Below are 24,914 nucleotides of genomic sequence, written 5' to 3'. Positions count from 1 at the left end.
AAGAAGCCCCGGGCCGCCGAAGTAGCCGGCAGTTCCGGGGGCTCTTTGATTCCGCGGTCAGACGCGATGCCTCCGGCGGGGACTCTGACCTCTGGGATGAGGGGCACCATCCCGACAACCTTCGTCCAGGCGAAGCCGAGCAGACAGGGCCTGCCTGGTCAAGGTCGGTCAGACGTAGGGTGCTCCACCTTGCCCAGGCAGGCCCTGTCCGCACCACGATGTGTGGACGAAGGCCGACGGGATGGCGTTGGGCTATCAAGTCTCGCGGGTAGTGGAAGGCGGCTGAGCTGCGCGATAGCTAAACGTCCGTACTTAGCTCTGAGACAGGCTCGGCTGTCAATAGCTTGTACGTTCGTCTTTCTTTGCCGGTAGCAAGCTTCCAAGTGATGGTGGTCTCGACTTCCGCCACAACGCGCCGCCCAAGAAGGGGCCCTAAAGTCACGCCTACATCCGGCTCGACGCCCATCTTGATTTGCGTAATGTCGTCATCAAGGGTGACGCGAATTTTGTCCGCTCCATCGCTCACTGTCCGCAGACGTCCAAGTATGGTCTCTTGAATCGACCGTGTCTTGTTACGCTCTACGGCATAGCGGATTGCAGCCGCTCCTCGTCGACCGAGGACAGCCTGCGCGCGCCGGCCCCCGGTGGACCTCAGCCCCAGGTCTACGTCAATCCCGTTGTTGATGGCCTGCTCCGCGAGGGCATCTAGCTTAGATGCCACCTGCACGCCGAATCTTTGCATCTGTTCGACTAGTTGGCTTGGATCGTCGGGATCGTCTTCCTGAGCCGTTTCTAAGACCCTCAGGAGGGAACGCAGCGCCTCGTCGACAAAGCCATCTGAAGCGGTCTGAACCAAGCCGTCTTGAGCGAGGGGCGGTGGAGCGGACCCTTCCAGAAAGAAGACGACCGAGCCCGCCCCGATATTCGAATTCATCTTGAGCTCGGTCAATTTCTTAATGCCTATCGGTTTCCCGTCGGGTCCGGCGCTCGGCCTCGCGTCAGTAAGGCGGCGCATTGCGCTACCGACAGCCGTGACGGCACCTTGAAAGGAGTCAAGGAGCTGCATCGCGGTATGCACCGCGATGGTATGGCCATGTACCCCGTCCCCGAAGAGCCTCACGCGGACTTCTGGACGTTGTGGTGGAAGTTCGCCATGCTCGATGGCCCAGCGGGCTTCACCTGTTAGGCGAGCGAAATCTACAGACTGCTCGGCCGGTTCAGGTGCGGTCTCCAAGATGCGGCTTCGCACCAAGGACAGATCGATGGCCTCAGGGGGAGCAGCTTCGCCGAAGTCAGACGTAGTCACTGATACTTACCTCCAGGTAGCCGCGGCAAGGATGAGCGTCCTGCGACACCGACGGGCTTCCCTTGGGAGAGAACCTCCGCCTGCTCCACCAATCGTCCCAATAGCCCCTATCTGACACATATTCGTCATATTCGACGAGGTGTCCACGTTTGTCCAGGTAGGGAGCCCAGGGGATAATGTATGAGTCAACCAAAAGGCCATGGGCGGCCACAACCCTACCCGTGGCGGGATCTATCACACGACGAGCGAAAGCCTCGACTATCTGACGCTCCGTTACTGATCGAGAAAGGCGATCCTGCTCATTAATGACGAATACGACATCGATGTCTCTAGGATTGACCTTGTCTGACGTAAAGGACCCGCTGATCCAGGCGGCATGCACCCGTACGGCGCTTGTAAGTAACGCCAAGGCGTTCGTCCAGTGGTGTTGCCAAAGGGGAGCTCGACTAATAGAAGCCGCGTAGGCCGGGTCAGAGACGAAGGCGGCTTCCGCTTCGGCCGGAGTGCACTGATACCGTCCAGAAGGTAGAAAACCGTTCACTAAAGCTGGGATCGGCACAAAACCCCTCTCACGGCTCGTTGAGGCTCGGCAATCTACCGCGCCTTAGCGTAACGTGACCTCAGTATCACCGCTCGCTGCGGAGCGGGGGCGCCACCCGCTGTGGGTCATCCCCCTGTGGTACATCCCCCTGTGGTACCCGGCGTGGACGAGAGGCCGGGCATGAGTGGTGGTCGCAGCCCGTTCAGTGCCTGACTGAACGGCGACCATGTGACGACCGTGGCTCTTCCGATGGTGCCGCCCCTGGATCAATGGATCGCTTAGCTACGCGCACCAGCTCAAGGACTCCAAGCTGACCGTCGAGGCGTGACTGACTGAGCTCGTTGCGTCCGTACGGCAGGGAAGTAGCAACGAACCCACCGCAAACGTCCGAGTCAGGGGGTGTCCAGGTGCTGGCCTGCGAATCAGCCTGCATCCAGCAGCGTCGCCGCTGATCCGTAGGTTCAGGTTTCCCGACGGTCAAGGGTTCTGACGGACGGAATCTTGACGCTTCACGGAGAGTCATATGATCGATACTCTTCGTTCTCATGGCGACACGGAGCAAATCAAAGTCCAAGCTCTGGCGGTTCTGGGGTTACGGCGTGCTCGCCGTACTGCTCCTCTCGCTCGGCAGCAACGCTTTCGGTCCAGTCCTCTACGCGGTGCTGGTCGGGCTTCTGATCTTCTTCGTCCTCTTCCAAGCGCCGGTCTACTGCGGTGCGATCAACCGGAGACGCGGCGCCGATGTGGAGTTTTGTCGGAACAACTCTGCCGGCCTCCTGCTGGGCTGCCACCTCCGGCAGCACAAGTGGTCGAAGTTTGGGCAGGAGTGGTGGTCTCTTGGCTGGCGGCAGAAGACGAAGGGCATTTGGACGGGTGCTGCGGCAAAGTTGGCCACCGTCAGCGGTGTCGTCGGCACGGTGACTGGGATCATCGGCGTCATCAAGTAGGGGCGGTAACGCAGCCCCTATGAAGTTCTCAAGGTCCATGTCGGCGGGCCGATGTAGGCAGCAGCGAACGGATGCAACGTGCCCGCTACGTGCCCGATGTGGCGGGCAACGGGTAGGGGTGGCGGTCAACGGCGGTCAACCACGAATGTCGTTGAGCTGGGAAGACAGCAGGTAGGTGACTCGCAACCTCCAGTTGATCTAGGATTCCTAAACTGCGTTTCCGCATGTACTGCGGGGTGGGTTGCAGACCGCTCGGGTGGTGTGCGGCAGAGTGGACAGACGAAAGCCCGGAGCATCACGGTTGCTCCGGGCTTTCACCTCGACCACGGGTCGGATCTTCCGGCCTCGCTGTCAGCGTCTCCCAAGCGCCAACCGAGGAGACCTATGGCCAACCTCCCACAGCTAGCGTTGGGTAGTCAAGGGCTAGTCATTGGTGCTCTACTCGGAAGTGCCAACCGAGGAGATCACCTGTGCCACCGCGTTACCGATACGAAGAGATCGCTGACGACCTCCAGCAGCGCATCAAAGCTGGCGAGTTCCCGCCCGGCTCTCGTCTGCCCAGCCGCCGCGAGCTGATCGCCCACTACGAGGTAACCGAGCCCGTGATCGACCGCGCCATGCAGATCCTCCGTATCAAGGAGATCACCGAAACGCTGCCCGGCGTCGGTGTCTTCGTTCGCGACGATCCCAGCGCATAGTCCCGGTCTGCTGAGCCGGTCGCGCCCGGCCTGCTGGCGGCGCAAGCGCCGGCATCGGCCGACGCGCCGGCTACATCGAGCATTGACGAGACCGGCTGACAACCGCGCGAGTGCAAACAAAGATCTCGGACCTCTGGGATGAGGTATGCCATCCCGCCGTCCGTCGCCCCGGGCGAAGCCGAGCAGACCGCCGCCGGGCCGCCATCCTTCGTAGTTATCTACCGCCGGGCGAGCCGTGGCGGCCCCAGCGGCGGCCCGCTCCCCGGTGGGTGGGTCGACGGCCGACGGGATGGCAAGCAGATGAACCGAGGTGCCCTCAGCTGAGCGAGGACACCCCGATGCGAACAACTAAGCGGTCTTAGCAACACCGATCGGGCAGGTCATCCCATTCGGCCCGTGGTTGCAGTACCCGTTCGGGTTTTTGTCACTTGAAAGGTACTGCTGGTGGTAATCCTCGGCGTAGTAGTAAACCCCCAGTGGAGCGATCTCAGTAGTGATCTGCCCCCTTCCAGCCGCACTCACCACCGGCTGGAACGCCTCCACCGAAGCCATCGCCACCACAGCCTGCTCAGCCGTGGTCGTGTAGACAGCCGACCGGTACTGCGTCCCCACATCGTTCCCCTGGCGCATGCCCTGCGTAGGGTCGTGGTTCTCCCAGAACGCCTTCAGCAGCTGCTCATAGCTGATCTTCGCCGGGTCGTAGACCACCTGCACGACCTCGGCATGCCCGGTACGCCCCGAGCACGTCTCCTCATACGTCGGGTTCAGGGTCGTCCCACCCGCATAACCGACCGAGGTCGAGTACACCCCGGGCAGCCGCCAGAAGATGCGCTCGGCTCCCCAGAAGCAGCCCATGCCGAACACGGCCGTCTCGAATCCGTCCGGCCAGGGGCCCTTCAGCGGGGTTCCGAGCACCGTGTGCTTCTCAGCCACCGGCATCTCGGCATCGCGGCCGGACGTGACACCAGGCAGGTCGAGCTTCTTGTACCGCAGGAACACGGTCACTCCTCTCATCCGCCCTCTACAACGCCGTGTCGAGCGCGTTCCTTACCCGGTCCGCATACGACTGCGCCTCGTCGTCGGAGGCGTACTTGGTCCGCGGCCAGAAGAAGCCGCGGAGCCCGTCGCCCTTCGTCCGAGGTACGACGTGTGTGTGCAGATGGGGCACGGACTGTGACACCACGTTGTTGATCGCCACGAACGTGCCCTGGGCGCCGAGGGCCGACGGCACCGCCGCAGCCACCCGCTGCACGAGGGCGAAGTAGCCCGGCAACAACGAGGCCGGCAGCTCCGTCAGCTGGGAGACGTGCGGGCGCGGCACCACCAGGACGTGGCCCTTGAAGACCGGCCGGATGTCGAGGAAACCGACCCCGTCCTCGGTGTCCACCACCCGGAACGCGGGAACCGTACCCGCCACGATCGAACAGAACAGGCAGTCGGGCATCAGCGCAGACTAGCCTTGCCGTTCATGACGGGTAACACGTACGGCTTCGACACTCTGGCCATCCACGCCGGGCAGGACCCGGATCCGCGCACCGGGGCGGTGGTGCCGCCTATCTATCAGACGAGCACCTACGCGCAGGATGCCGTCGGCGCCCCGCGGCTGGGTTACGAGTACAGCCGCTCGGGCAACCCGACCCGCGACGCCCTGCAGGAGTGCCTCGCCGCGATCGAGGGCGGCCGGCGTGGTCTCGCCTTCGCCAGCGGGCTCGCCGCCGAGGACACCCTGCTGCGCACGGTCTGCCGTCCCGGCGACCACGTGGTGATCCCGGACGACGCGTACGGCGGCACCTACCGGCTCTTCGCCAAGGTCGCGGAGAACTGGGGCCTGGACTGGACCGCCGTGCCGCTCAACGATCTCGACGCGGTCCGCGCGGCGTTCCGGCCCGGGCACACCCGGCTCATCTGGGCCGAGACGCCGACCAATCCGCTGCTGAACATCGCCGACGTCACCGCCCTCGGCGCGCTGGCCCACGAGTACGACGCGATGCTCGCCGTCGACAACACGTTCGCCTCTCCTTACCTGCAGCAACCGCTGGCGCTCGGGGCCGACGTCGTCATCCACTCGACGACCAAGTATCTCGGCGGGCACTCCGACGTCGTGGGTGGCGCTCTGGTCACCGCCGGTGACGAGCTCGGTGAGCAGCTCGCTTTCCACCAGAACGCCATGGGTGCGGTCAACGGGCCGTTCGACGCCTGGCTGACGCTGCGGGGCATCAAGACCCTCGGCGTACGCATGGACCGGCACTGTGACAATGCCGAGCGCATCGTCTCCTACCTGCAGGACCACGAGGCCGTCGGCCAGGTGCTCTACCCGGGGCTGGAGTCGCATCCCGGACACGAGACCGCCGCCAAGCAGATGTCGCGCTTCGGCGGCATGGTGTCGTTCCGTGCGGCCGGCGGCCCTGAGCAGGCGATCACCATCTGCAACCGGACCAAACTGTTCGTCCTGGCCGAGTCGCTGGGCGGCGTCGAGTCGCTGATCGAGCACCCGGGACAGATGACACACCTGTCCGCCGCGGGCTCACCGCTTGAAGTCCCCGCCGATCTCGTGCGACTGTCTGTCGGCATCGAAACCGTTGACGATCTGCTCGCGGATCTGGAGCAGGCGCTCGGCTAGGGCTTAGACAGACGGAGACGGGCCATGGAGAACCTGGCGACCACGTGGGTGGGTGCCACGGCGAAGCAGATCTCGCGTGCGGTGCGGCGCGGCGACACGACAGCCACCCAGGTCGTGGCCGATCACCTGGAGCAGATCGCGATCTCCGATCCGGCGATCGCGGCGTTCCGCGTGGTCCGGGCCGGTGAGGCGATCGCCGAGGCCGAGAAGGTCGACGACCAGGAGGACCTGGCCAACCTGCCGCTGGCCGGCGTGCCGGTCGCGGTGAAGGAGAACACGCCCGTCGCCGGCCTGCCGACCTGGCACGGCTCGGCGGCGGCGCGGTCTGCTGTGGCCGAGGACGACCACGAGGTGGTCCGGCGGCTGCGCGGGGCCGGCGCGGTGGTGGTCGGCGTGACCCGGATGCCCGAGATGGGGCTGTGGGGCACGACCGACGGCGCCGAGGAGCCGACCCGCAACCCGTGGGCGCTGGAGCGTACCCCGGGGGGTTCGTCGGGCGGCTCGGCCGCGGCCGTCGCCGCCGGCCTGGTGCCCATCGCCCAGGGCAACGACGGTCTCGGCTCGGTGCGCATCCCGGCCGCCTGCTGCGGCCTGGTCGGGCTCAAGCCCGGCCGCGACGTCATCCCCTGCGACCTGGGGATCGACGGCTGGTTCGGGCTCACCGAGAACGGCGTTCTGGCGACCACGGTCGCGGACGCCACGCTGGGCTTCAGCGTCATGGCGGGCCGCGCCCCGGCCAAGCTGGTCCAGCCGGACAAGCTGCGGGTCGGCGTCTCGCTGCGCTCCCCGGTCGCCGGGGTACGCCCGGACGAGCCCAACCGCGAGGCAGTGGCGACGGCGTCCAAGCTGCTCGTCGGAGTGGGCCACGACACGGTCACGGCCGACCCGCCGTATTCGACCGCGGTCGGCCTGGCCGGGCTGCTGACCTGGTTCGCCTGCGCCTACCGGGAGGCCGACGCCGCCGGGCTCGACGTCCGGGCCCTGCAGCCGCGCACCCGCCGGCACGTCGCGCTCGGCAAGTTCGTGTGGCGGCGCGGCTGGGTCAAGCAGCAGCAGCGGGACGCGTGGCGGGAGAAGAGCATCCAGTTCTTCGCCGACAGCGGCATCGACGTGCTGCTCACGCCCGCCCTGGCGACGGCGCCGCCGCCCGCCGACGGGCACGCCGCCGGCAGCTGGCGGCGCAACATGCAGGTCAACATGGCGTACGCGCCGTACGCCGCGCCGTGGAACATCGCCGGGCTGCCCGCAATCGTGGTGCCGGTCGGCCTGCGCCCGGACGGCCTGCCGATCGCCGTACAGCTCGTCGGACCGCCCGACTCGGAGCTGCTGCTGCTGGCCATCGCCGGGCAGCTCGAGGTGGCCAACCCCTGGCCTCGTCACGCCTTCGTCTGAGCCGGGTGGCACGATTCGACTCATGACCGATCTGCTGGAGCTCGCCGACATCGAGGCCGCCCGAGCCCTGCTCACCGGGGTCGTCAAGACCACCCCGCTGGAGCACTCGATGCCGCTCACCCGCTCGCTGGGCGTGCCGACGTGGCTCAAGTGCGAGAACCAGCAGCGTGCGGGGTCGTACAAGGTGCGGGGGGCGTACACCCGGATCTCCCGGCTCTCCGACGCCGAGCGCGCCCGCGGCGTGGTCGCCGCGAGCGCGGGCAACCACGCCCAGGGCGTCGCCCTGGCGGCCAGCCTGCTGGGCGCGCGGTCCACGGTCTTCATGCCGGAGGGCGCGCCGCTGCCCAAGGTCTCGGCGACCAAGGGGTACGGCGCCACGATCGAGTACGCCGGCACGACAGTCGACGACGCGCTCGCGGCGGCCCGCGAGTTCGCCGACGCGACCGGGGCGATCCTCATCCACCCGTTCGACCACCGCGACATCATCGCCGGGCAGGGCACCGTCGGCCTGGAGATCCTCGAGCAGTGCCCGGACGTGGGCACCATCGTCACCGCGGTCGGCGGCGGCGGCCTGATCTCGGGCGTCGCGGTGGCGGCCAAGGCCCTGCGCCCGGACATCCGGATCATCGGCGTGCAGGCGATCGGCGCGGCGGCCTACCCGCCCTCCCTGGCCGCGGGGGAGCCGCTGACCCTCGACCGCTCGACCACCATCGCCGACGGCATCGCGGTGATGCGCCCGGGCGTGCTGAACTTCGCCCACGTCAGCAAGCTGGTCGACGACGTGGTGACGGTGACCGACGAGGACCTGTCGGCGGCCCTGCTGGTGCTGCTGGAACGCCACAAGATGGTGGTCGAGCCGGCCGGCGGCGCCTCGGTGGCCGCCCTGCTCACCGGCAAGGTCGACCTGAAGCCGCCGATCGTGGCCATCCTGTCCGGCGGCAACATCGACCCGATGCTGCTGCTGCGGGTGATCGAGCACGGGCTGGTGTCGGCGGGCCGCTTCCTGCGCCTGGCCGTACGCACCGGCGACCAGCCCGGTGAGCTGGCCCGGCTGCTGGCCGAGATCGCCGAGCAGCGGGCCAACATCGTGGACGTGGCCCACTCGCGGCAGAACCCGCGGCTGAGCTTCGGCGAGGTCGAAGTGCAGCTCTCGGTCGAGACCCGGGGCCCGGACCACTCGGCCGCCCTGATCGGCGCGCTGCGCAGCCAGGGCTACCCGCTGACCCTGCTGTCCGGAACGCCCTGATTTCCGGGACTCCACGCGACCGCGGAGTCCGGCATGATCACCTCTCGTGAATTGCCCCCGGTGCTCCACCGCCACCGTGACCGCCCGCACCGCCGCGCCCTGGTGCCCGTCGTGCGAGTGGAACCTCGACCTGTTCGAGCCGGATCGCCGCCGGCCCGAGCTCGGCTGGAAGTGGGCGGACCGGGCCACCCACCGGGTCGCCTGGCGGCTGACCGCCGGGCAGTTCACCCAGCTGGCCGGTGAGCCGCTGCGGCGGCGCCGCTCCTCCGCGGCGCGGGCGGTGACCTTGACAGTCGCGGTGCTCCTGCTGCTCTTCGTCGCACTGCTCGCCGGCTTCGGCGTGTGGCTGATCCTGTACGACTTCCCGCAGCTCACGATCCTGCCCGGGGTCGTGCTGCTGGTCCTGGCCGGGGCCCTGCGCCCCCGCTTCGGCAGCCTGGACGACGAGGCGCATTTCCTGGACCGCGCCGAAGCGCCGGAACTGTGGTCCCTGGTGGACCGGGTTGCCGCGCACACCGGTGCCCCGGTGCCGCATCTCGTCGGGCTGAACCACTCGCTGGGGGCGTACACCACCACAGTCGGGCTGCGCCGGCGGCGGGTGCTCTGTCTCGGTGCGGCGCTCTGGTCCACGCTGGATCCGCCGGAACGGGTCGCGCTCATCGGCCATGAGCTGGGCCACTTCGTCAACGGGGACCTGCGGCGGGGCCCGTTCGAGCACGTCGCGCTGACCACGCTGGGACGGCTGGCGTTGCTGACCCGCCCGGACGGCGCGGGCCGGAACGGCCTTCTCGACATGATCATCACAGCCGTGCAGTGGGCGCTGACGTACCTCATCACGGGCGTGCAGCTGCTGGTCGTCTGGATCGGCCAGCGCGACGCCCAGCGTGCGGAATACCTTGCCGATGAGATCGCGGCGCGGGCGGCCGGGAGTGCTGCCGCGGTGCGCCTGCTGGACGTGCTGCTGCTGCACGATGCGCTGGACACGGTGATCCGGCGGGAGGCCCGCGCCCAGCGCTCCGGTGCGGCGTGGCAGGAGCGGCCGTCGTCGCACGGGCGAACCTGGCTTCCGCCGTACCGGTGCTGCGGCAGCTCAGCGTGCGTGACGAGACGTCGCTCTTCGCGTCGCATCCGCCGACCGGCCTGCGGGCCCGGATGCTGGAACGCCGGCCGCGGCAGGCGGCCGGCGTGGTGCTGACGGAGCAGCAGGCGGAGCGGATCGATCACGAGACCGCCGGACCCGTCGAGCGGGTCCGGCGGGATCTCGCGTCGGCCGGCTAGCCGCCGAAGGGGGCGAACTCCACCACGGTCACCTTGATGTCCGCGCCGCTGGGGGCGGTGTAGGTCACGGTGTCGCCGGGGCCCGCGCCGAGGATCGCCTTGCCGAGCGCCGACTCGGGGCTGTACACCGTGTAGTCGGTGGTCGCGGCGATCTCACGCGAGCCGAGCAGGAACGTCTCGGTGTCGCTCTTGTCGTCGTCGAAGTAGATCGTGACGACCGTGCCCGGTGCCACCTTGTCGGCGCTGGGCGCGTCGCCGACCTCCGCCTTGCGCAGGAACTCCTTCAAGTAGAGGATCCGGCCCTCCTGCTTGCCCTGCTCCTCGCGTGCGGCGTGGTAGCCGCCGTTCTCGCGGAGGTCGCCCTCCTCGCGGCGGGCGTTGATCTCGGCGGCGACGGCCGGCCGGGCTGCGATCAACTCGTCGAGCTCGGCCTGCAGCCGGTCGTAAGCGTCCTGGGAGAGCCAGGTCTTCGACGCCTCTGAACTGGTCACAGACTCTTCTCCTTGAACGTACGGGTGGAACGAACAGGCGTACGGAGCGAATCACCAAGCTTACCAGCGGTGCGCACGGCACCCGGTGGGTCAGCTCGCGGCCGCGCACCGCACGACGTCGCCGACGGCGGCCTTGGCTGTCGTCGGGACGACCTCGCTGGCGTCGATCGTGGTGGCGGATCCCGCGGCCGAGACGGTCACCGTGCGACGGCCGACTTCCGCGCCACCGTAGTCGCGGGCCCGCAGGCCGCACGTGGCGGAGCCCCCGGCCGGCACCCGGACCTTGAAGCGGATCGTCATCTGCGTGTCGGTGACGTCCGACCAGCCGACGATCTGCGCGTCGTAGTCCGGGTCGCCGTACTGCCCGTAGAGCCGGACCACCAGGAACACGGCGGCGATCCCGACCAGGAGCGCGAGCAGGGCGGGCACCAGCAACCGGCGGCGTCCGTCGCGGCGCCGCCCGTAGCGGCCCGGCGGGAATACCGGAGCTGTGGCGCGCGTCTCGCTCACCAGGGGGACCTCTCCTGCGGAATTTGTCGGTGCCATCGGCCAGAATGGCCCTGTCCATCTTCGCAGCCGGCACCGGGGTCCTGACGACAAGGCCCGGTCGAGGGAGAAATCAGTGGCTGAGCAGTTGCGTCTCATGGCGGTGCACGCGCACCCCGACGACGAGTCCAGCAAGGGCGCGGCCACGATGGCCCGCTACGTCGCCGAGGGCGTCGAGGTGCTGGTCGCGACGTGTACGGGTGGCGAGCGCGGCAGCGTGCTCAATCCGAAGATGGACCGTCCGGAGGTCATCGCCGACATCGCGAACATCCGGCGGGCCGAGATGGACAAGGCCCGGGCCATCCTCGGTGTCGACCAGGCCTGGCTCGGCTTCGTCGACTCCGGGCTGCCCGAGGGTGACCCGCTGCCGCCGCTGCCCGAGGGCTGTTTCGGGCTGGTCGACCCGGCCGAGGGCGCGATCCCGCTGATCAAGCTGATCCGCGAGTTCAAGCCGCACGTCATGACCACCTATGACGAGAACGGCGGCTACCCGCACCCCGACCACATCATGTGCCACAAGATCTCGGTGCTGGCCTTCGACGCGGCCGGTGACCCGGAGCAGCACCCCGAGCTGGGCGAGCCGTGGCAGCCGCTGAAGCTCTACTACAACTCCGGCTGGACCCGGGCCCGCATGCTCGCCCTGCACGAGGGCATGCTCGCGGCCGGGCTCGAGTCGCCGTACAAGGAGTGGCTCGAGCGCGCCGAGGAGCGGCCGGACCGGGGCGACAAGATCACCACCCGGATCGAGTGCGGCGAGTACTTTGAGGTCCGCGACGAGGCGCTGCGGGCGCACGCCACCCAGGTCGACCCGGACGGCTTCTGGTTCCACGTGCCGATGGAGCTCCAGCAGAAGGTGTGGCCGACCGAGGACTTCGAGCTGGTCCGCTCGCTGGTCGACAGCCCGCTGCCGGAGTCCGACCTCTTCGCCGGCATCCGCGAGCGGGTCGAGGCCCGCTGAGGCGTACCGTGAATGCCATGGACTTCGTGGTGGCGGTCAACAACTTCGGTGATACCCGATCGGGCGGCCTGGCCGGTCCGATGGGTCTGTTCATCATCGTGCTGATGGCTGTGAGCACAGTCCTGCTGATCCGCAACATGAACAAGCGGTTGCGTCGGCTTCCCGACAGTTTCCCGGATCCGGCGGCCACCGCGCGGGCCGCGGAGATCGCGCGGCTCGATGCGGACCTCCAGCGTCCCGGGGCCACCCCGCGTGGCCCCGGCGCTGGGGCGGACCCCGCCGACGCCCCCACCTCGTCCATGGATGCCGAGGTCAAGGGCGTGGACCGCGGCGACGGCCCGGCGGCCGGCGAGCGGCGCGGCGAGAACGCTTAGTTACGTCGGACTGAATTCCACTTTGTCAAGACCCGCGGGTTGCTCTCCGGTGTGTTCTGTCTCTGGCGGAACATTGACAGAGCCCATCCGTCAACCCCTGTTGCGTTCTGCCGGATTGGCTTAGCCTTCCGCCGGGGGGCTTTGACGTCCCTCCACCCTGTGCGGAAAGGGGGCTGACGATGACCATCTTCCAGCCCTCGCTTCCTCCACTGCAGATGCACGTGCATCCGCCAGTGCCGCTGGTCAGCAGGGGGGTGGCATGACTTCCCAGCCCGTCCTCGCGACCGACGCCCGGCGCGATCGAGCCCCCGGCAAGAGCGGTCCGCCGTCGCGACCCAAAGCCGGTCGGGTCCTTACCTGGATCGTCGTCGTCACGGCCTCGCTCGTCGCCGTGGCCGGCATGATCGTTCCGCTGCGCGGGCCGGAAATCGTGTCGCTTTCACCGGCCGGCGCGATCGGCATCGCCGTCCTGCTGGTGGCGGCCGCGCAACTCGCCCGGCTGCGTTTCCGGGTCGGCCGCGGCACGGTGAGCATCTCCTGGGGCGAGACAGCCTTCATCGTCGGCTTCGCGCTGGCGCCGCCCGGCTGGCTGCCCGCCGCCACCCTGCTCGGGGCCGTCGGCGCCTGGGTCGTCATCACCTGGCTCAACGATCAGCGCGTCGTCGCCGACCTGGTGCACCTGGCCGCCTCGCTGAGCCTCGGTGCCGCGGCGGCGACCACCATCGCCTACGCCATCGCCGGCCCCGCCGCACCGCTGGGCAGCACGCGCACGCAGGTCGGGCTCATCGCGGGCGCGTTCACCTATCTGGTCGTCACGATGGGTCTCGCGGTGCTGACCCTCTCCCTGCACCGGGACGCCCCGCCGGCCCAGATCGCCGTCCGCGCCCTGCACGCCAAGCTGCCCATGTTCGTCGGCAACGTGCTGGTCGGCCTGCTCTCCCTCTTCGCGCTGGTCAACGGGCCGATCTGGCTGCTCGCGGTGCCGCCGTCGCTGTGGCTGCTGCAACGCACCTACCGCTACCACCTGCGCGCCGAGGAGGAACGCCGGATCTGGGAGGCGTTCGCCCGCGCCACCCGCACCCTGGGCGGCTCCTCGGAGCTCGCCGTCGCGGCGGCCGGCCTGCGCGGGGCGCTGGACGTCTTCGGCGCCCTCCGCGTGGAGATCGAGGTCCTGCAGCGCACCGGCAGCCCCCGGCGGTACGCGGCCGACGGCGCCTCGCACGACCCGACCCCGGGTGCCCTGCCCGGTCCGGTGATCACGCGCACCATGACGGTCGGTGGCGCCGAGGTCGGCGAGCTGACTGTGTGGTTGTCCGAGCCGACCCTGCCCGTCGCCCGGGACGAGCTCGCCGTCTCCGCGTACGGGGATGCCCTGGCCGGCGCGTTGCACGACGCGGCGGCGCACGAGAGGCTGGCTCAGCTGGAAGAGAAGGTGGCCCACGACGGTGTGCACGACCCGTTGACCGGGCTGGCGAACAGATCCGCGCTGCTCAGCGAGGGCGACGCGCTGCTGCACTCGTTCGACCGGGACCGGCCGGTCGCGCTGCTGCTGCTCGACCTCAACGACTTCCGCGAGGTCAACGGCACCCTCGGGCACCGCGCCGGCGACGCCATGCTGTGCACGGTGGCCGAACGCCTCACCGACCTGGCCCGCGAGCAGGAGCTGGTGGCCCGCCTCGGCGACGACGAGTTCGCCGTGCTGCTGCCCACCATCGCCACCCTCACCGACTCGGCCACGCCGCTGCACGAGACGCCGAACCCGCTGCCCCGGGCCGTGCGCCGGGCCCGCGAGCTGGTCGACCAGCTCGGCCTGCCGATGGAGATCGGCGGCGTCCGGCTGGTCACCGAGATCGCGGTCGGGGTGGCCGTGTCCAGCGCCGGCTCCACCGACCTGGCCGAGCTGATCCGGCGGGCCGGCATCGCCCTCGACCAGGCCAAGGAGCTGCACGTCGGGGTGGCGGCGTACGACAGCGCGCGCGACGCCAGCAGCACCGACCACCTGGCCCTGCCGGCCGAGCTCTACGACGCGCTCACCGCCGACGACCAGCTCGTGCTCGTCCTGCAGCCCGAGGTCGACCTGCAGACCGGCGCGCCGACCGGCGTCGAGGCGCTGATCCGCTGGAAGCACCCCCGGCGCGGCATGCTCAACCCGAACGACTTCATCGACACCATCGAGCACGGCGAGCTGCTCGCCCCGTTCACCCGCTACGTCCTCGACCACGCGCTGGCCGCCGCCGCGGACTGGTCCGGCCACGGCCTCGACCTGCCCGTCTCGGTCAACGTGTCGGCGCGCAGCCTGCTCGACGCCACCCTGCCGGCCCAGGTCGCCGACGCGCTGCGCCGGCACCGGCTGGGTGCGGGCCGGCTGGTCCTGGAGATCACCGAGTCGGTGGCGGTCAGCGACCAGGAGGTCGTGGACGAGGTCATCGCCGCCCTGCGCGACATGGGCGTGCAGATCTCGGTCGACGACTTCGGCACCGGCTTCTCGTCGCTGTCGTTCGTCACCCGGGTCGCCGTGGACGAGCTGAAGGTCGACCGGTCGTTCGTCACCGACATGACCGACTCCGCCGCGGCCGCCGCCGTGGTCCGGGGAGCGGTGGAGCTGGGCGCCAGGCTGGGCGCGCGGGTCGTGGCCGAGGGCGTCGAGACCGCCGACCAGCGCGCCGCCCTGCTGGCGCTCGGTTGCACCTCGGCGCAGGGCTACCACTTCAGCCGCCCCCTGCCCGCCGACAAGATCGTCGCGGCGCTCAACCAGCTGGCCCAGGCGGCGCCCCCCAAGGTCATTGCGCTGCGCGCGGACGGCGCCTCCTGAGGTTTAGCCGGCCCCGCTCGGGCTAGGTTGGCTGCATGGCCAACCGTCTTGCCGGCGCGACCTCGCCCTACCTGCTCCAGCACCAGGACAACCCCGTCGACTGGTGGCCCTGGTCAGACGAGGCCTTCGCCGAGGCCCGCCGCCGCGACGTGCCGGTGCTGATCTCGGTGGGCTACGCCGCCTGCCACTGGTGTCACGTGATGGCCCACGAGTCCTTCGAGGACGAGCAGGTCGCGCGGCTGGTCAACGACGGCTTCGTGGCGATCAAGGTGGACCGCGAGGAGCGGCCCGACGTGGACGCCGTCTACATGACCGCCACCCAGGCCATGACCGGGCAGGGCGGCTGGCCGATGACGGTCTTCGCCACCCCGGCCGGCGAGCCGTTCTTCTGCGGCACGTACTTCCCCAAGGGCAACTTCACCCGCCTGCTCGACTCGGTCACCACCGCCTGGCGCGACCAGCGCGACGCGGTGATCACCCAGGGATCGGCGGTGGTCGAGGCGATCGGCGGCGCCCAGCTGACCGGCGGCGAGACCGCGCCGATCTCGGCGGAACTGCTGGACACGGCGGCGGAGCTGCTGGCCAAGGACCACGACCGCTCGTACGGCGGGTTCGGCGGCGCCCCCAAGTTCCCGCCGCACATGAACCTGCAGTTCCTGCTCCGCCACCACCAGCGCACCGGCTCGCCCGGCGACCTGGAGATCGTCCGGCACACCGCCGAGCAGATGGCCCGGGGTGGCATCTACGACCAGCTGGCCGGCGGCTTCGCCCGCTACGCGGTGGACAACACGTGGACCGTGCCGCACTTCGAGAAGATGCTGTACGACAACGCCCTGCTGCTGCGTGTCTACACCCAGCTGTGGCGGCTCACCGGCGACCAGTTCGCCCGGCGCGTCGCCGACGAGACGGCCGCGTTCCTGCTGCGCGACCTCGGCACCCCGGCCGGCGGGCTGGCGTCGGCCCTGGACGCGGACACGGACGGGACCGAAGGCCTGACGTACGCGTGGACGCCGGCGCAGCTGACCGAGGCGCTGGGCGACGAGGACGGTGCCTGGGCGGCGGACCTGTTCCGGGTGACGACGAAGGGGACCTTCGAGCACGGCAGCAGCGTGCTGGTGCTGGCCCGCGACATCGAGGCCGCGGTGCCTGAGCTTGTGGAGCGGTGGCACGACGTACGGGCGCGCCTGCTCACGGCCCGCAACCGGCGCCCGCAGCCGGCCCGCGACGACAAGGTCGTGGCCTCCTGGAACGGCCTGGCCGTGACCGCCCTGGCCGAGTATGCGCAGCTCACCGGCACGGACGGCACGCCGGCGGTCGAACTCGCGACGGTGCTGGCGGAACGGCACATCGTGGACGGCCGGCTGCGCCGCGTCTCCCGTGACGGCGTGGTGGGCGAACCGGCCGGTGTGCTGGAGGACTACGGCTGCGTGGCCGAAGCGTTCTGCGCGATCCACCAGCTGACCGGCGACGGGGAGTGGCTCAACCGGGCCCGCGCGCTGCTCGACGTGGCTCTCGAGCACTTCCCGAGCGGGCAGGGCGGCTTCTACGACACGGCCGACGACGCGGAACGGCTGGTGACGCGGCCGGCGGACCCGACCGACAATGCGACGCCGTCGGGGCTGGCTGCCGTTTGTGCCGCGCTGGTGGCGTACGCGGCGCTGAGCGGTGAGACCCGGTACCGGGAGGCCGCGGACGCGGCGCTGGCCACGGTGGGGCCGCTGATCGGTGGGCATCCGCGGTTCGCCGGCTATTCCGCGACGGTGGCCGAGGCGGTGCTGGCCGGCCCGTACGAGATCGCGATCGTGACCACCGACCCGGCGGGGGATCCGCTGGTGGCGGCGGCCCACCGGCATGCCCCGCCGGGGACGGTCGTGGTGGCCGGCGAGCCGGACCGTCCGGGGGTGCCGCTGCTGGCCGACCGGCCGCTGATCGACGGCAGGCCGACGGCGTACGTCTGCCGTGGGTTCGTCTGCGACCGCCCGGTGACAACCGTCGAGGACCTCGTGGCCCGCCTGTCCGCCTGAGTTCGGGCCGCTTGGCGGGGCTGCGCCGGGCATCGTTAGGCTGGCGGCGAGATGGATACCCGAACCGGTCTGCCCGTAGTCGGCATGGTGGGCGGTGGCCAGCTGGCCCGGATGACCCACCAGGCCGCGATCGCCCTCGGCCAGTCGTTGCGCGTGCTCTCCGAGTCGCCCGACGACAGTGCCGCCCTCGTCGCCGCTGATGTGCGGATCGGCACGCATACCGATCTGGCCGCGCTGCGGGAGTTCGCCAAGGGATGTGACGCGGTCACCTTCGACCACGAGCACGTGCCCAACGAGCACATCGCCGCGCTCGCGGCCGAGGGCGTCAAGATCTACCCCGGCGCTGACGCGATCCGGTACGCGCAGGACAAGCGGCAGATGCGGGAACGGCTGTCCGCACTGGGCGCACCGGTGCCACGCTGGCGCCCGGTCACCTCGGTCGAGGACATCACCGCCTTCGCCGACAGCACCTCCGAGCCGGCGTCCCCCGGCGTGGGCTGGCCGGTCGTGGCCAAGGCCGTACGGGGTGGCTACGACGGTCGTGGCGTCTGGATGCTGGACGACGCGGCGGCCGCCGCCGAGCTGGTCGCCACGGGCACCGAGCTGCTCGTCGAGGAGCGGGTGCCGCTGCGCCGGGAGCTGGCCGCGCTGGTCGCCCGGTCGCCGTTCGGGCAGGTCGCGGCGTACCCGGTCGTCGAGACCGTGCAGCGGGACGGCATCTGCGTCGAGGTGCTCGCGCCCGCGCCGGACCTCTCCGAGGCGCTGGCCGTCGAGGCCCAGCAGCTGGCCATCGACCTGGCCAACGCCCTCGGCGTGGTCGGTCTGCTGGCCGTCGAGCTGTTCGAGACCGAGTCCGGCATCGTCGTCAACGAGCTGGCCATGCGGCCGCACAACTCCGGCCACTGGACCATCGAAGGCGCGCGGACGTCGCAGTTCGAGCAGCACCTGCGGGCCGTGCTCGACTACCCGATGGGCGAGACCTCCCTGGCCGCGCCGGCCGTCGTGATGGCCAACGTGCTCGGCGGCGAACCGGGCGGCATGTCCATCGACGAGCGCCTGCACCACCTGTTCGCCGCCGACCCGGGCGCCCGCGTGCACCTGTACGGCAAGCAGGTCCGCCCCGGCCGCAAGATCGGGCACGTCACCGTGCTGGGCGACGACATGACCGCGGTACGCGCCCGGGCCGTGCGCGCCGCCCGCTGGCTCCAGGAAGGCAAGGAATGACACCGGTCGTCGGCGTGATCATGGGCAGCGACTCGGACTGGTCGACGATGGAGGCGGCGGCGCTGGCCCTCGCCGAGTTCGAGGTCCCGTTCGAGGTCGGCGTCGTGTCGGCCCACCGCACAGTGCGGAAGATGGTCGACTACGCGACCTCGGCGGCGGACCGCGGCCTCAAGGTCATCATCACCGGCGCGGGCGGGGCGGCCCACCTGCCCGGCATGGTGGCGTCGATGACCCCGCTGCCCGTCATCGGCGTACCGGTGCCGCTGAAGTATCTGGACGGCATGGACTCGCTGCTGTCGATCGTCCAGATGCCGGCCGGCGTGCCGGTGGCGACGGTCTCGATCGGCGGCGCCCGGAACGCGGGTCTGCTGGCGGTCCGGATCCTGGCGGCGTCGGACCCGGTGCTGCTCAAGCGCATGCAGGCTTTCCAGACCAGCCTGGAGCAGGTCGTCGCGGAGAAGGACGAGGCGCTCCGCGCCCGCCTGCTCGGCTGAGGCCGGTCAACCGCCGATCTTGTGGTCGGCCGGTGCCGTCCGGAGCAGCCAGGCAAGCGACATCCCTGCGGCCCCATAGCCGCTACAGGGTCGAGCGAGACGGCGGCAGGAGAGGTGCCTCCGTCGCGCGTCACCGCATGCGGACCAGGGCGCCGCGGAGGCGTTCCTGGGTGCGGCGGCGGTTTTCGTTCGTGGCGCCCAGGAAGAGCAGGATCACACCCACCGGGACCAGGACCAGCCACGGCCCCACCAGCGTCGTGGCGAAGTGGATCGCCGCGATCGCCGTCGCGGCCGCGCCCACCACCACCGGCGCCTGCTGTTGCAGGCGGGAGCCGACGATCAGGGTGGCCACCGCGCCCAGCAGGAGCAGCAGTTCGCGGAGGTCGCCCGCGTCCGTGGCGACCACGATGCCGATCGTCGGGACGAAGGCCGCCAGCAGCGCCGGGCCGTACGCCGCCCAGCTGCTCAGGTCCGGGCGCTGGCGGGCCTCCAGCACTCCCACCAGCAGCGCCAGCGCGGCGAACGGCAGCGTGTACGCCTCCGGGAGGGCCACGTCCGCGATCGCGATGAACAGCCAGATGCCGATGATCTCGAAGCCGACCGCCAGCCAGAACAGGTTGCGGCGCTGGTTCGGGGTGCGGCCCGGGCGGGTCGCCGTCAGACCGAGCACCGCGCCCCACGCCGCCATCAGAGCCGCCAGGTGCGCCGGGGAGTCGAAGGCGAGCGCGCCCGCGAGCAGCGCTGACGCGTAGCCGCTCCACTCGACCGTGGTTGCCTCGCGGCGGTACTCGGGCAGACCCAGGCGGGGCAGCAGGGCCTCCAGCACCAGCAGCACCGCGCCCACCGCCAGCACGCCGAACGCCGCCCACGGCGGGGTCAGCCCGGCCACCAGGGCGACCGTCAGCACGAACATCTGGCCCATCACCGCGGCGAACAGCCAGCCCAGGATGCGGGCGTGCTGGCTGCGGCCGCCGATCGCGCCGATCAGGCCGACGATGATCGCCATGCCCAGGGTGAACAGGGTCATCTGGCGTTGGGCGAGGCTGCCGGCCAGGCCGGCCCCGCCGGCCAGCAGGCCGATGACGAAGACGATGTTGCGGGTGGAGCGCAGCAGCGCGGCCCGGGTGGCGATCGGCGGCGGGGTCAGCGCCAGGCCCAGCATGGAGATGGTGAAGACGATCAGGGCGGCCGTCGTCGACGCGGGCCAGCGGACATCCAGCGCGATCGGGGCGATCAGCAGGGTGATGGCCAGGCCGGGCAGGATCACCGGTACGGCCTCGGCCGGCTTGCCGCCGAAGCCCAGCGCGGCGAGCGCCGCCGCGATCGTCAGCAGCACGGTGGCGAGCACGCTGGTACCGTCGACATTGCCGGAGACCGGGTCGGACAGGGCCGCGACGGGCCCGTCCCAGATGGCGCCGAGCTGCTGCAGCGGGTCGATCAGGGAGGCGCGCAGCGCCGGGGCGATGGAGAAGAGCGCCAGGATCGTCGGCAGCGCCGCGACGACCACCGCGCCGGTCGCCGGGTCGACGAGCCAGCGACCCTTCAAGCCGCTCGGCCGGATCGTGGTCCAGCGGGGACGCACATAGCCGCCTTCGCCCCAGTGGCGGTTCGGGGCGACGGTGAGGCCCGGCGCCGGGATGGCCCCGCGCAGCAGCTCCGCGACGACGCCGAGCAGCGCGGCCGCGGCTGCGTACAAAGCCGTGGGGTAGTCGCTGGGGACCGAGGCGAGGGCGGTGACCGTGGCCCCGCCGACCAGGCCGACCGTGGCCCAGGGCAGATATTGCGGGATCCAGCGGCCGGCCATCGCCAGCAGGGCCAGCGCGAGGCTGGAGCCGGCCAGCGCGGCGGTCAGCACGACCTGGGCGGTGTTGCCGTTCTCCGCGGCCACCGCGGCGAGCACACCGGGCGCGGCGAGCAGCGCGGCCGCGGTGCCGGCCCCGCCGATCTGGGCCCGGTGCCGGGGCATGCCGGTGTCGTCCAGGGCGAGGTTGAGCACCTGGTCGCCGTCGTCCGTCCCGGCCCACTCGCGCTGCGCGCGCGGCGTCACGTCGGCCCGCGACATCCAGGCGACCAGGATGCCGGTCAGCATGATCAGACCCAGGGCGATCGCGGTGGACCAGGGCCGCACCAGGCCCGCCCCGGCCGCGTGCAACGCGACCACGGCGGCGACGCCGGCCCGGTCGATCGCGGCGCGCGGGTCGGTCGCGGCGACGGCGGCGATCCCGTACGCCAGAGTGACGGCCCCGCCGATCAGCAGCGGCGACCACCACGGCAGTCCGAACGCGGCCGGCGCCCCGATCGTGGCCAGCGCGACGCAGACCGAGCTCACGTCGTATTTGGCCGGGCGGGGGAGCGCGGCGGACGCGGCCACGGCGGCGATCAGCAACGCGACCGGAGCCTGCCAGGCGCCCTGCGGCGGGATGGTCGAGTAGGCGGTGACGTCGGAATTCCAGATCGGGCCCGGCGCCGCGATGATGCGCAGGCCACTGGCGAGGGCCTGCCAGCCGGCGATCGCCACCACGGCCAGGCCGGCGACCGCGACGCCGCGGACCGGGCCGCGGCGCCAGTCCTCGGGCAGGGCGCGGACGCCGAACGCCACGATGAGCACCACGAAAGCGGCGACCACGAGCGGGGCCTGCGGGAACGCCAGCGCGGCGACCCGGGCGAGAGCGCCGCAGATGGCCACGGTGGCCGCGGCGGCGGCGATGTCCGGTCCGTCGATCATCCGGTCGGCGCGGCGGCCGTTGTCCAGCGACTTGGCGAAGAACAGCAGGAGCGCGGCGGCCAGCAGCAGCGCGCCCACCCAGATGTCGGGGGCGGTGGCCCCGGGCGACAGCAGCGCGGCGAGGGCCATGGCGACCGCGCCCGCCCCGGCGCCGACGGTCAGCGGCAGGCTGATCTCGCGGCGGGCGACCTGGAAGACGGCGGCGTAGGTCAGCGTGCCGGCCACGGCGAGGAAACCCATCGCCAGCGCGGGCACGGTGACGCTCTCGGTGGGCGGCGGACCGCCACCGGGGTCCCGGGTGGCCAGCACGGCGGTCACCACGGCACCCGGGATGGCCAGGGCGGCCGCTCCCGAGGCCCAGTCACCGACGAGCCACGCGTACAGGCGTACCGGGATCTGGCGGGCCGCGACCGCGACCATCACGCCCGCGCCGGCCAGTGCGGTCAGCACCGCGGCGGTGAGCCACGACGCGCTCAGCGCGGCGGCCGCGCCGAACAGTCCCACGACCCCGGCCGCCGCGATGTGCGCGATGGCGACCCGGCGGGTCGGCGCGAGCAGACCGGCCGCGCCGAGCCCGATGGCCGCCAGCACCAGCGGCCAAGGGGCCTCCGACCAGGGCAGGCTCAGGGAGGCGGGCACAGCCAGGGCGGTCAGCGCGACGCCCGCCACCGCGCCTTCGTGGCGGTATTCGGTCGGCAGGGCGAGCGCCGCGGCGATGGTCAGCAGCAGGGCGCTGAACGCGAGCAGCCAGCCGGACTGGCCCGCCGCGTCGGCCAGCCGGCTCGCGTAGGCGGCGGTGTCGGCGTTCCAGATCGGGCGGGCGGCCTGCACCGGCGCGATCGCCGCGCGCAACGCGTCCACGGCTACGAACAGGCCGATGAGCGTCAGGGCGGCGGCCGAGGCGTACTGCGGGCCGCGCCGGACCTCGTCGGGCACCATCCGGACGACGGCGCCGGTGATCGCCACGGCAGCCGCGGCGACGGCCAGGGTCCAGGCCGGGGACGCCACGGCGGCGATGCGGGCGCAGGCGGCGATCACCGCGAGGGCGAGCACGCCGCCGGCGATGTTGCGGGCCAGGAGCTTGCCGACGAGCTGGGCGGCGGCCGACACCGTCACCGCGGCCAGGATCAGGATCAGCCCGGAACGGACCGCGTCGGGCACGGCGTCCGCGCCGAGCAGGGCGGCGCCGGCGTACAGCAGGGCTCCCGCCGCCGCGACGCAGAGCAGACCGAAGGTCAGGCCGCGCAGCCAGCCCGCCGAGGGCGGGGTGGCGGGCGGCGCGAGCGGGACGGACCCCGCGGGCGGGGCGCCGGCCGGACGCGGGCCGGGGAAGATCCGGGTCGGCAGCCACTTCCAGCGGCGCCGGCCGGTCAGCCCGTCGATGATCAGGTCGGGCTCCTCGGGCAGCGACTCCGGGCGCACCGGGGCGCCGGCCTCGTAGGAAGCCGGATCGGCCGGGTCGGCGTCGCGCCCGGCGAAGTCCGCCGCGCCGATGTCGCGGGCGTCGGCCTCGGCCAGGCTCTCCCGGTCGGCGGCGACCGGGCGGCCGATCGGCCAGCGCGGCAGCAGCCGGCCCTCACGGATCACCGTGGTGAGCAGCAGCAGGTCGACCAGCGCGACGGCGCTGAGCGCCATCGCCCAGCCGGCCGGGCTCTCGATCACCGGATAGGCCAGCAGTGGTGGCACCGGCTGCACCGCCACGACGGTCGCGTAGCGCGGTGCCGCGAGCCGGGTCATCCCCGCGTACACGAAGGAGGCGACCGCGGTGATGAGCAGCGTCACCCCGAGGAAGACCGGGGCCGGGACCGCGGTGCCGCCGAACGCACTGTTGCCGTGCAGCGCGAACAGGGTCATCGGCAGCAGCACCAGGCCGACGGCCGCCAGGGTCTCGGCGGTGGAGGTGAGGCCACGGCGGGAGACGCCCGGGGCGACGCCCAGCGCGATGACGGTGAAGATGGCCAGGATGATGGCGCGGCCGACCGCGTTGGTGGCCGCACCCGCGAAGACGATGGCGGCGATGCCGAGCACGAGTGCGCTGAGCGCGAGCAGGATGTTCTGCACCGACTGCGAGGAGGTCTCGGGCGCGTGGCCGTGCGGCGGCTCCGGCTCGGGCGGCAGCGGGGCGACCCGGCGGCGGCGCGGCGGCGGGGGTGGCGCCGGCGTCTCGGTCGGCGGCGGGTCGTCGACCAGCGTGGTCACGCCGTCGGTGGCCGCGCCGGGCGACCCCGTGTACGGAGTGCCGGGCTCGGCCCAGGACGGCGGCCCGTCGGTCGGCGGCCGGCGGCGCACCTTGCGAGCGGGCTTCGCGGCGCGCTTCTTCTGCTGGTTGGCGTGGGCGAGGATGTCGCGCTGGAACTGCGCCGCCTGGATCTTGCTGGCGATCTGCGTGCGTTCCTTGGCGGCGGCCATGTCACGAATCTTGAGATCCGCGATCGAGGCCTCGATGCGGGCGAGCTCCTCGTCGTAGCCGTCCGGCTCCTTAGCCTGCGCCACCGGCACCTCCTCGACCCGTCCACCGAAGCAACCGACACCTCATTAGAACAGTCTCAGGCAGGTCGAGATCAATGGAAACGGCCGCGAACCCGACAGGTTCGCGGCCGTCAGCCGATTTCGGTCCCTGTCAGAGGGCCGGTGCGGGCCTTCCCATGCCCCGGTACGCCCAGCCCGCGCGGGCCCAGAGCGCCGCGTCCAGGCAGTTCCGGCCGTCGATGACCCGCTTGCCGGCGACCAGCTCGCCGAGCACGTGCGGGTCGGCGTTGCGGAACTCGGCCCACTCCGTGAGAACGCACACCAGCTCGGCGCCGGTGACCGCGTCGGCCATCGAGCTCTCGTAGGTGAGGACCGGCTGGGCCAGGCGCGCGTTCTCCATGCCCTGCGGGTCGTAGACGCGGACGTCAGCGCCCGCCTTGGCCAGCGCGGCCGCGACGGCCAGCGACGGCGCGTCGCGGACGTCGTCGGAGTTGGGCTTGAAGGCGGCGCCGAGCACGGCGATCCGGGTGCCGGACAGGTCCGGTCCGGCCGGGCCGGAACGGCGGTCGAGCAGCTCGGCGGCGAGCTGGAGCACCTTGCTGCGGCGGCGTTGGTTGATCAGGTCGACCTCGTGCAGGAAGCGCAGGGCCTCGCCGGCGCCGAGCTCCTGGGCCCGGGCCTGGAACGCGCGGATGTCCTTGGGCAGGCAGCCGCCGCCGAAGCCGACGCCGGCCTGCAGGAAGCGGTTGCCGATGCGCGGGTCGTAGCC

General features: G+C 71.2%; 20 protein-coding genes. 12 read left to right on the top strand and 8 right to left on the bottom strand.

From position 1 onward, the window contains the following. Positions 1-298: 298 nt before the first annotated feature. The gene (locus tag ACWEOZ_RS37100; RefSeq protein ID WP_451915345.1) at positions 299-1,306 is read right to left on the bottom strand and encodes a hypothetical protein; all 1,008 of its coding nucleotides are present in this window, start codon (positions 1,304-1,306) and stop codon (positions 299-301) included. After that, positions 1,293-1,847, bottom strand: coding sequence for a DUF6932 family protein (locus tag ACWEOZ_RS37095; RefSeq protein ID WP_451915379.1), 555 nt, complete (start codon positions 1,845-1,847; stop codon positions 1,293-1,295). Before ACWEOZ_RS37095 ends, ACWEOZ_RS37100 begins: the two co-directional genes overlap by 14 nt. A gap of 545 nt (positions 1,848-2,392) precedes the next feature. Here ACWEOZ_RS37095 and ACWEOZ_RS37090 point away from each other — a divergent pair. Together ACWEOZ_RS37090 and ACWEOZ_RS37085 are read left to right on the top strand one after the other, a co-directional pair. Next, positions 2,393-2,794 (top strand): hypothetical protein, encoded by a 402-nt coding sequence (locus ACWEOZ_RS37090; protein WP_451915344.1) that lies wholly within the window; start codon positions 2,393-2,395, stop codon positions 2,792-2,794. A gap of 470 nt (positions 2,795-3,264) precedes the next feature. Continuing rightward, positions 3,265-3,492, top strand: coding sequence for a winged helix-turn-helix domain-containing protein (locus ACWEOZ_RS37085; protein ID WP_451915343.1), 228 nt, complete (start codon positions 3,265-3,267; stop codon positions 3,490-3,492). Positions 3,493-3,840: 348 nt separating this feature from the next. On the opposite strand, the gene msrA is transcribed toward ACWEOZ_RS37085, so the two are convergent. Together msrA and ACWEOZ_RS37075 are read right to left on the bottom strand one after the other, a co-directional pair. Further along, positions 3,841-4,491, bottom strand: coding sequence for a peptide-methionine (S)-S-oxide reductase MsrA (msrA, locus tag ACWEOZ_RS37080; protein ID WP_451915342.1), 651 nt, complete (start codon positions 4,489-4,491; stop codon positions 3,841-3,843). A gap of 22 nt (positions 4,492-4,513) precedes the next feature. Next, the gene (locus ACWEOZ_RS37075) at positions 4,514-4,936 is read right to left on the bottom strand and encodes an HIT family protein (protein WP_451915341.1); all 423 of its coding nucleotides are present in this window, start codon (positions 4,934-4,936) and stop codon (positions 4,514-4,516) included. A gap of 24 nt (positions 4,937-4,960) precedes the next feature. Here ACWEOZ_RS37075 and ACWEOZ_RS37070 point away from each other — a divergent pair, with 24 nt between their 5' ends. From ACWEOZ_RS37070 to ACWEOZ_RS37055, 4 genes are read left to right on the top strand one after another with little or no spacing between them, the layout of a single operon-like run. After that, on the top strand, positions 4,961-6,112 hold the full coding sequence (locus tag ACWEOZ_RS37070; protein WP_451915340.1) for a cystathionine gamma-synthase: 1,152 nt from the start codon (positions 4,961-4,963) through the stop codon (positions 6,110-6,112). A gap of 24 nt (positions 6,113-6,136) precedes the next feature. Then, positions 6,137-7,504: an amidase gene (locus tag ACWEOZ_RS37065; RefSeq protein WP_451915339.1), complete on the top strand. Its 1,368-nt coding sequence runs from the start codon at positions 6,137-6,139 to the stop codon at positions 7,502-7,504. Positions 7,505-7,526: 22 nt separating this feature from the next. Beyond that, entirely contained in the window at positions 7,527-8,750 is a 1,224-nt protein-coding gene (gene ilvA, locus ACWEOZ_RS37060; RefSeq protein ID WP_451915338.1) for a threonine ammonia-lyase, read from the top strand. A 46-nt stretch (positions 8,751-8,796) separates the two neighbouring features. After that, a complete protein-coding gene (locus ACWEOZ_RS37055; RefSeq protein WP_451915337.1) occupies positions 8,797-9,945 on the top strand; it encodes a M48 family metallopeptidase in 1,149 nt (382 codons plus the stop codon). A gap of 79 nt (positions 9,946-10,024) precedes the next feature. Here the strand turns inward: ACWEOZ_RS37055 and greA are convergent, their stop codons facing one another. Together greA and ACWEOZ_RS37045 are read right to left on the bottom strand one after the other, a co-directional pair. Continuing rightward, the gene (greA, locus tag ACWEOZ_RS37050; RefSeq protein WP_360823098.1) at positions 10,025-10,519 is read right to left on the bottom strand and encodes a transcription elongation factor GreA; all 495 of its coding nucleotides are present in this window, start codon (positions 10,517-10,519) and stop codon (positions 10,025-10,027) included. A gap of 90 nt (positions 10,520-10,609) precedes the next feature. Then, a complete protein-coding gene (locus ACWEOZ_RS37045) occupies positions 10,610-11,029 on the bottom strand; it encodes a DUF4307 domain-containing protein (protein ID WP_451915336.1) in 420 nt (139 codons plus the stop codon). Between the two features lie 112 nt (positions 11,030-11,141). On the opposite strand from ACWEOZ_RS37045, the gene mca reads away from it, so the two are divergent. From mca to purE, 6 genes are all read left to right on the top strand, one after another. Then, positions 11,142-12,023 (top strand): mycothiol conjugate amidase Mca, encoded by an 882-nt coding sequence (mca, locus tag ACWEOZ_RS37040; RefSeq protein WP_451915335.1) that lies wholly within the window; start codon positions 11,142-11,144, stop codon positions 12,021-12,023. Positions 12,024-12,040: 17 nt separating this feature from the next. Then, positions 12,041-12,397 (top strand): hypothetical protein, encoded by a 357-nt coding sequence (locus ACWEOZ_RS37035; RefSeq protein WP_451915334.1) that lies wholly within the window; start codon positions 12,041-12,043, stop codon positions 12,395-12,397. A gap of 259 nt (positions 12,398-12,656) precedes the next feature. Next, the gene (locus ACWEOZ_RS37030) at positions 12,657-15,209 is read left to right on the top strand and encodes an EAL domain-containing protein (protein ID WP_451915333.1); all 2,553 of its coding nucleotides are present in this window, start codon (positions 12,657-12,659) and stop codon (positions 15,207-15,209) included. 35 nt (positions 15,210-15,244) lie between these two features. Next, positions 15,245-17,233, top strand: coding sequence for a thioredoxin domain-containing protein (locus ACWEOZ_RS37025; protein ID WP_451915332.1), 1,989 nt, complete (start codon positions 15,245-15,247; stop codon positions 17,231-17,233). A gap of 51 nt (positions 17,234-17,284) precedes the next feature. Further along, positions 17,285-18,457, top strand: a complete 1,173-nt coding sequence (locus ACWEOZ_RS37020) for a 5-(carboxyamino)imidazole ribonucleotide synthase (RefSeq protein WP_451915331.1) — start codon at positions 17,285-17,287, stop codon at positions 18,455-18,457. Beyond that, positions 18,454-18,951: a 5-(carboxyamino)imidazole ribonucleotide mutase gene (purE, locus tag ACWEOZ_RS37015; protein ID WP_451915330.1), complete on the top strand. Its 498-nt coding sequence runs from the start codon at positions 18,454-18,456 to the stop codon at positions 18,949-18,951. The genes ACWEOZ_RS37020 and purE overlap by 4 nt, the downstream gene beginning before the upstream one ends. A gap of 130 nt (positions 18,952-19,081) precedes the next feature. Here purE and ACWEOZ_RS37010 read toward each other — a convergent pair whose 3' ends face one another. Together ACWEOZ_RS37010 and ACWEOZ_RS37005 are read right to left on the bottom strand one after the other, a co-directional pair. Next, positions 19,082-24,169 carry an SCO7613 C-terminal domain-containing membrane protein gene (locus ACWEOZ_RS37010; RefSeq protein ID WP_451915329.1) on the bottom strand — a complete coding sequence of 1,696 codons (5,088 nt, stop codon included), beginning with the start codon at positions 24,167-24,169 and terminating at the stop codon, positions 19,082-19,084. Between the two features lie 127 nt (positions 24,170-24,296). Then, positions 24,297-24,914 (bottom strand): UDP binding domain-containing protein (locus ACWEOZ_RS37005; protein WP_451915328.1); only part of this gene is annotated, 618 nt, incomplete at its 5' end.

It is taken from the genome of Actinoplanes sp. NPDC004185 (genome assembly GCF_053603475.1).
The sequence above is the reverse complement of the archived record's forward strand: the minus strand, read 5'-3'. Positions and strand labels throughout refer to the sequence as shown.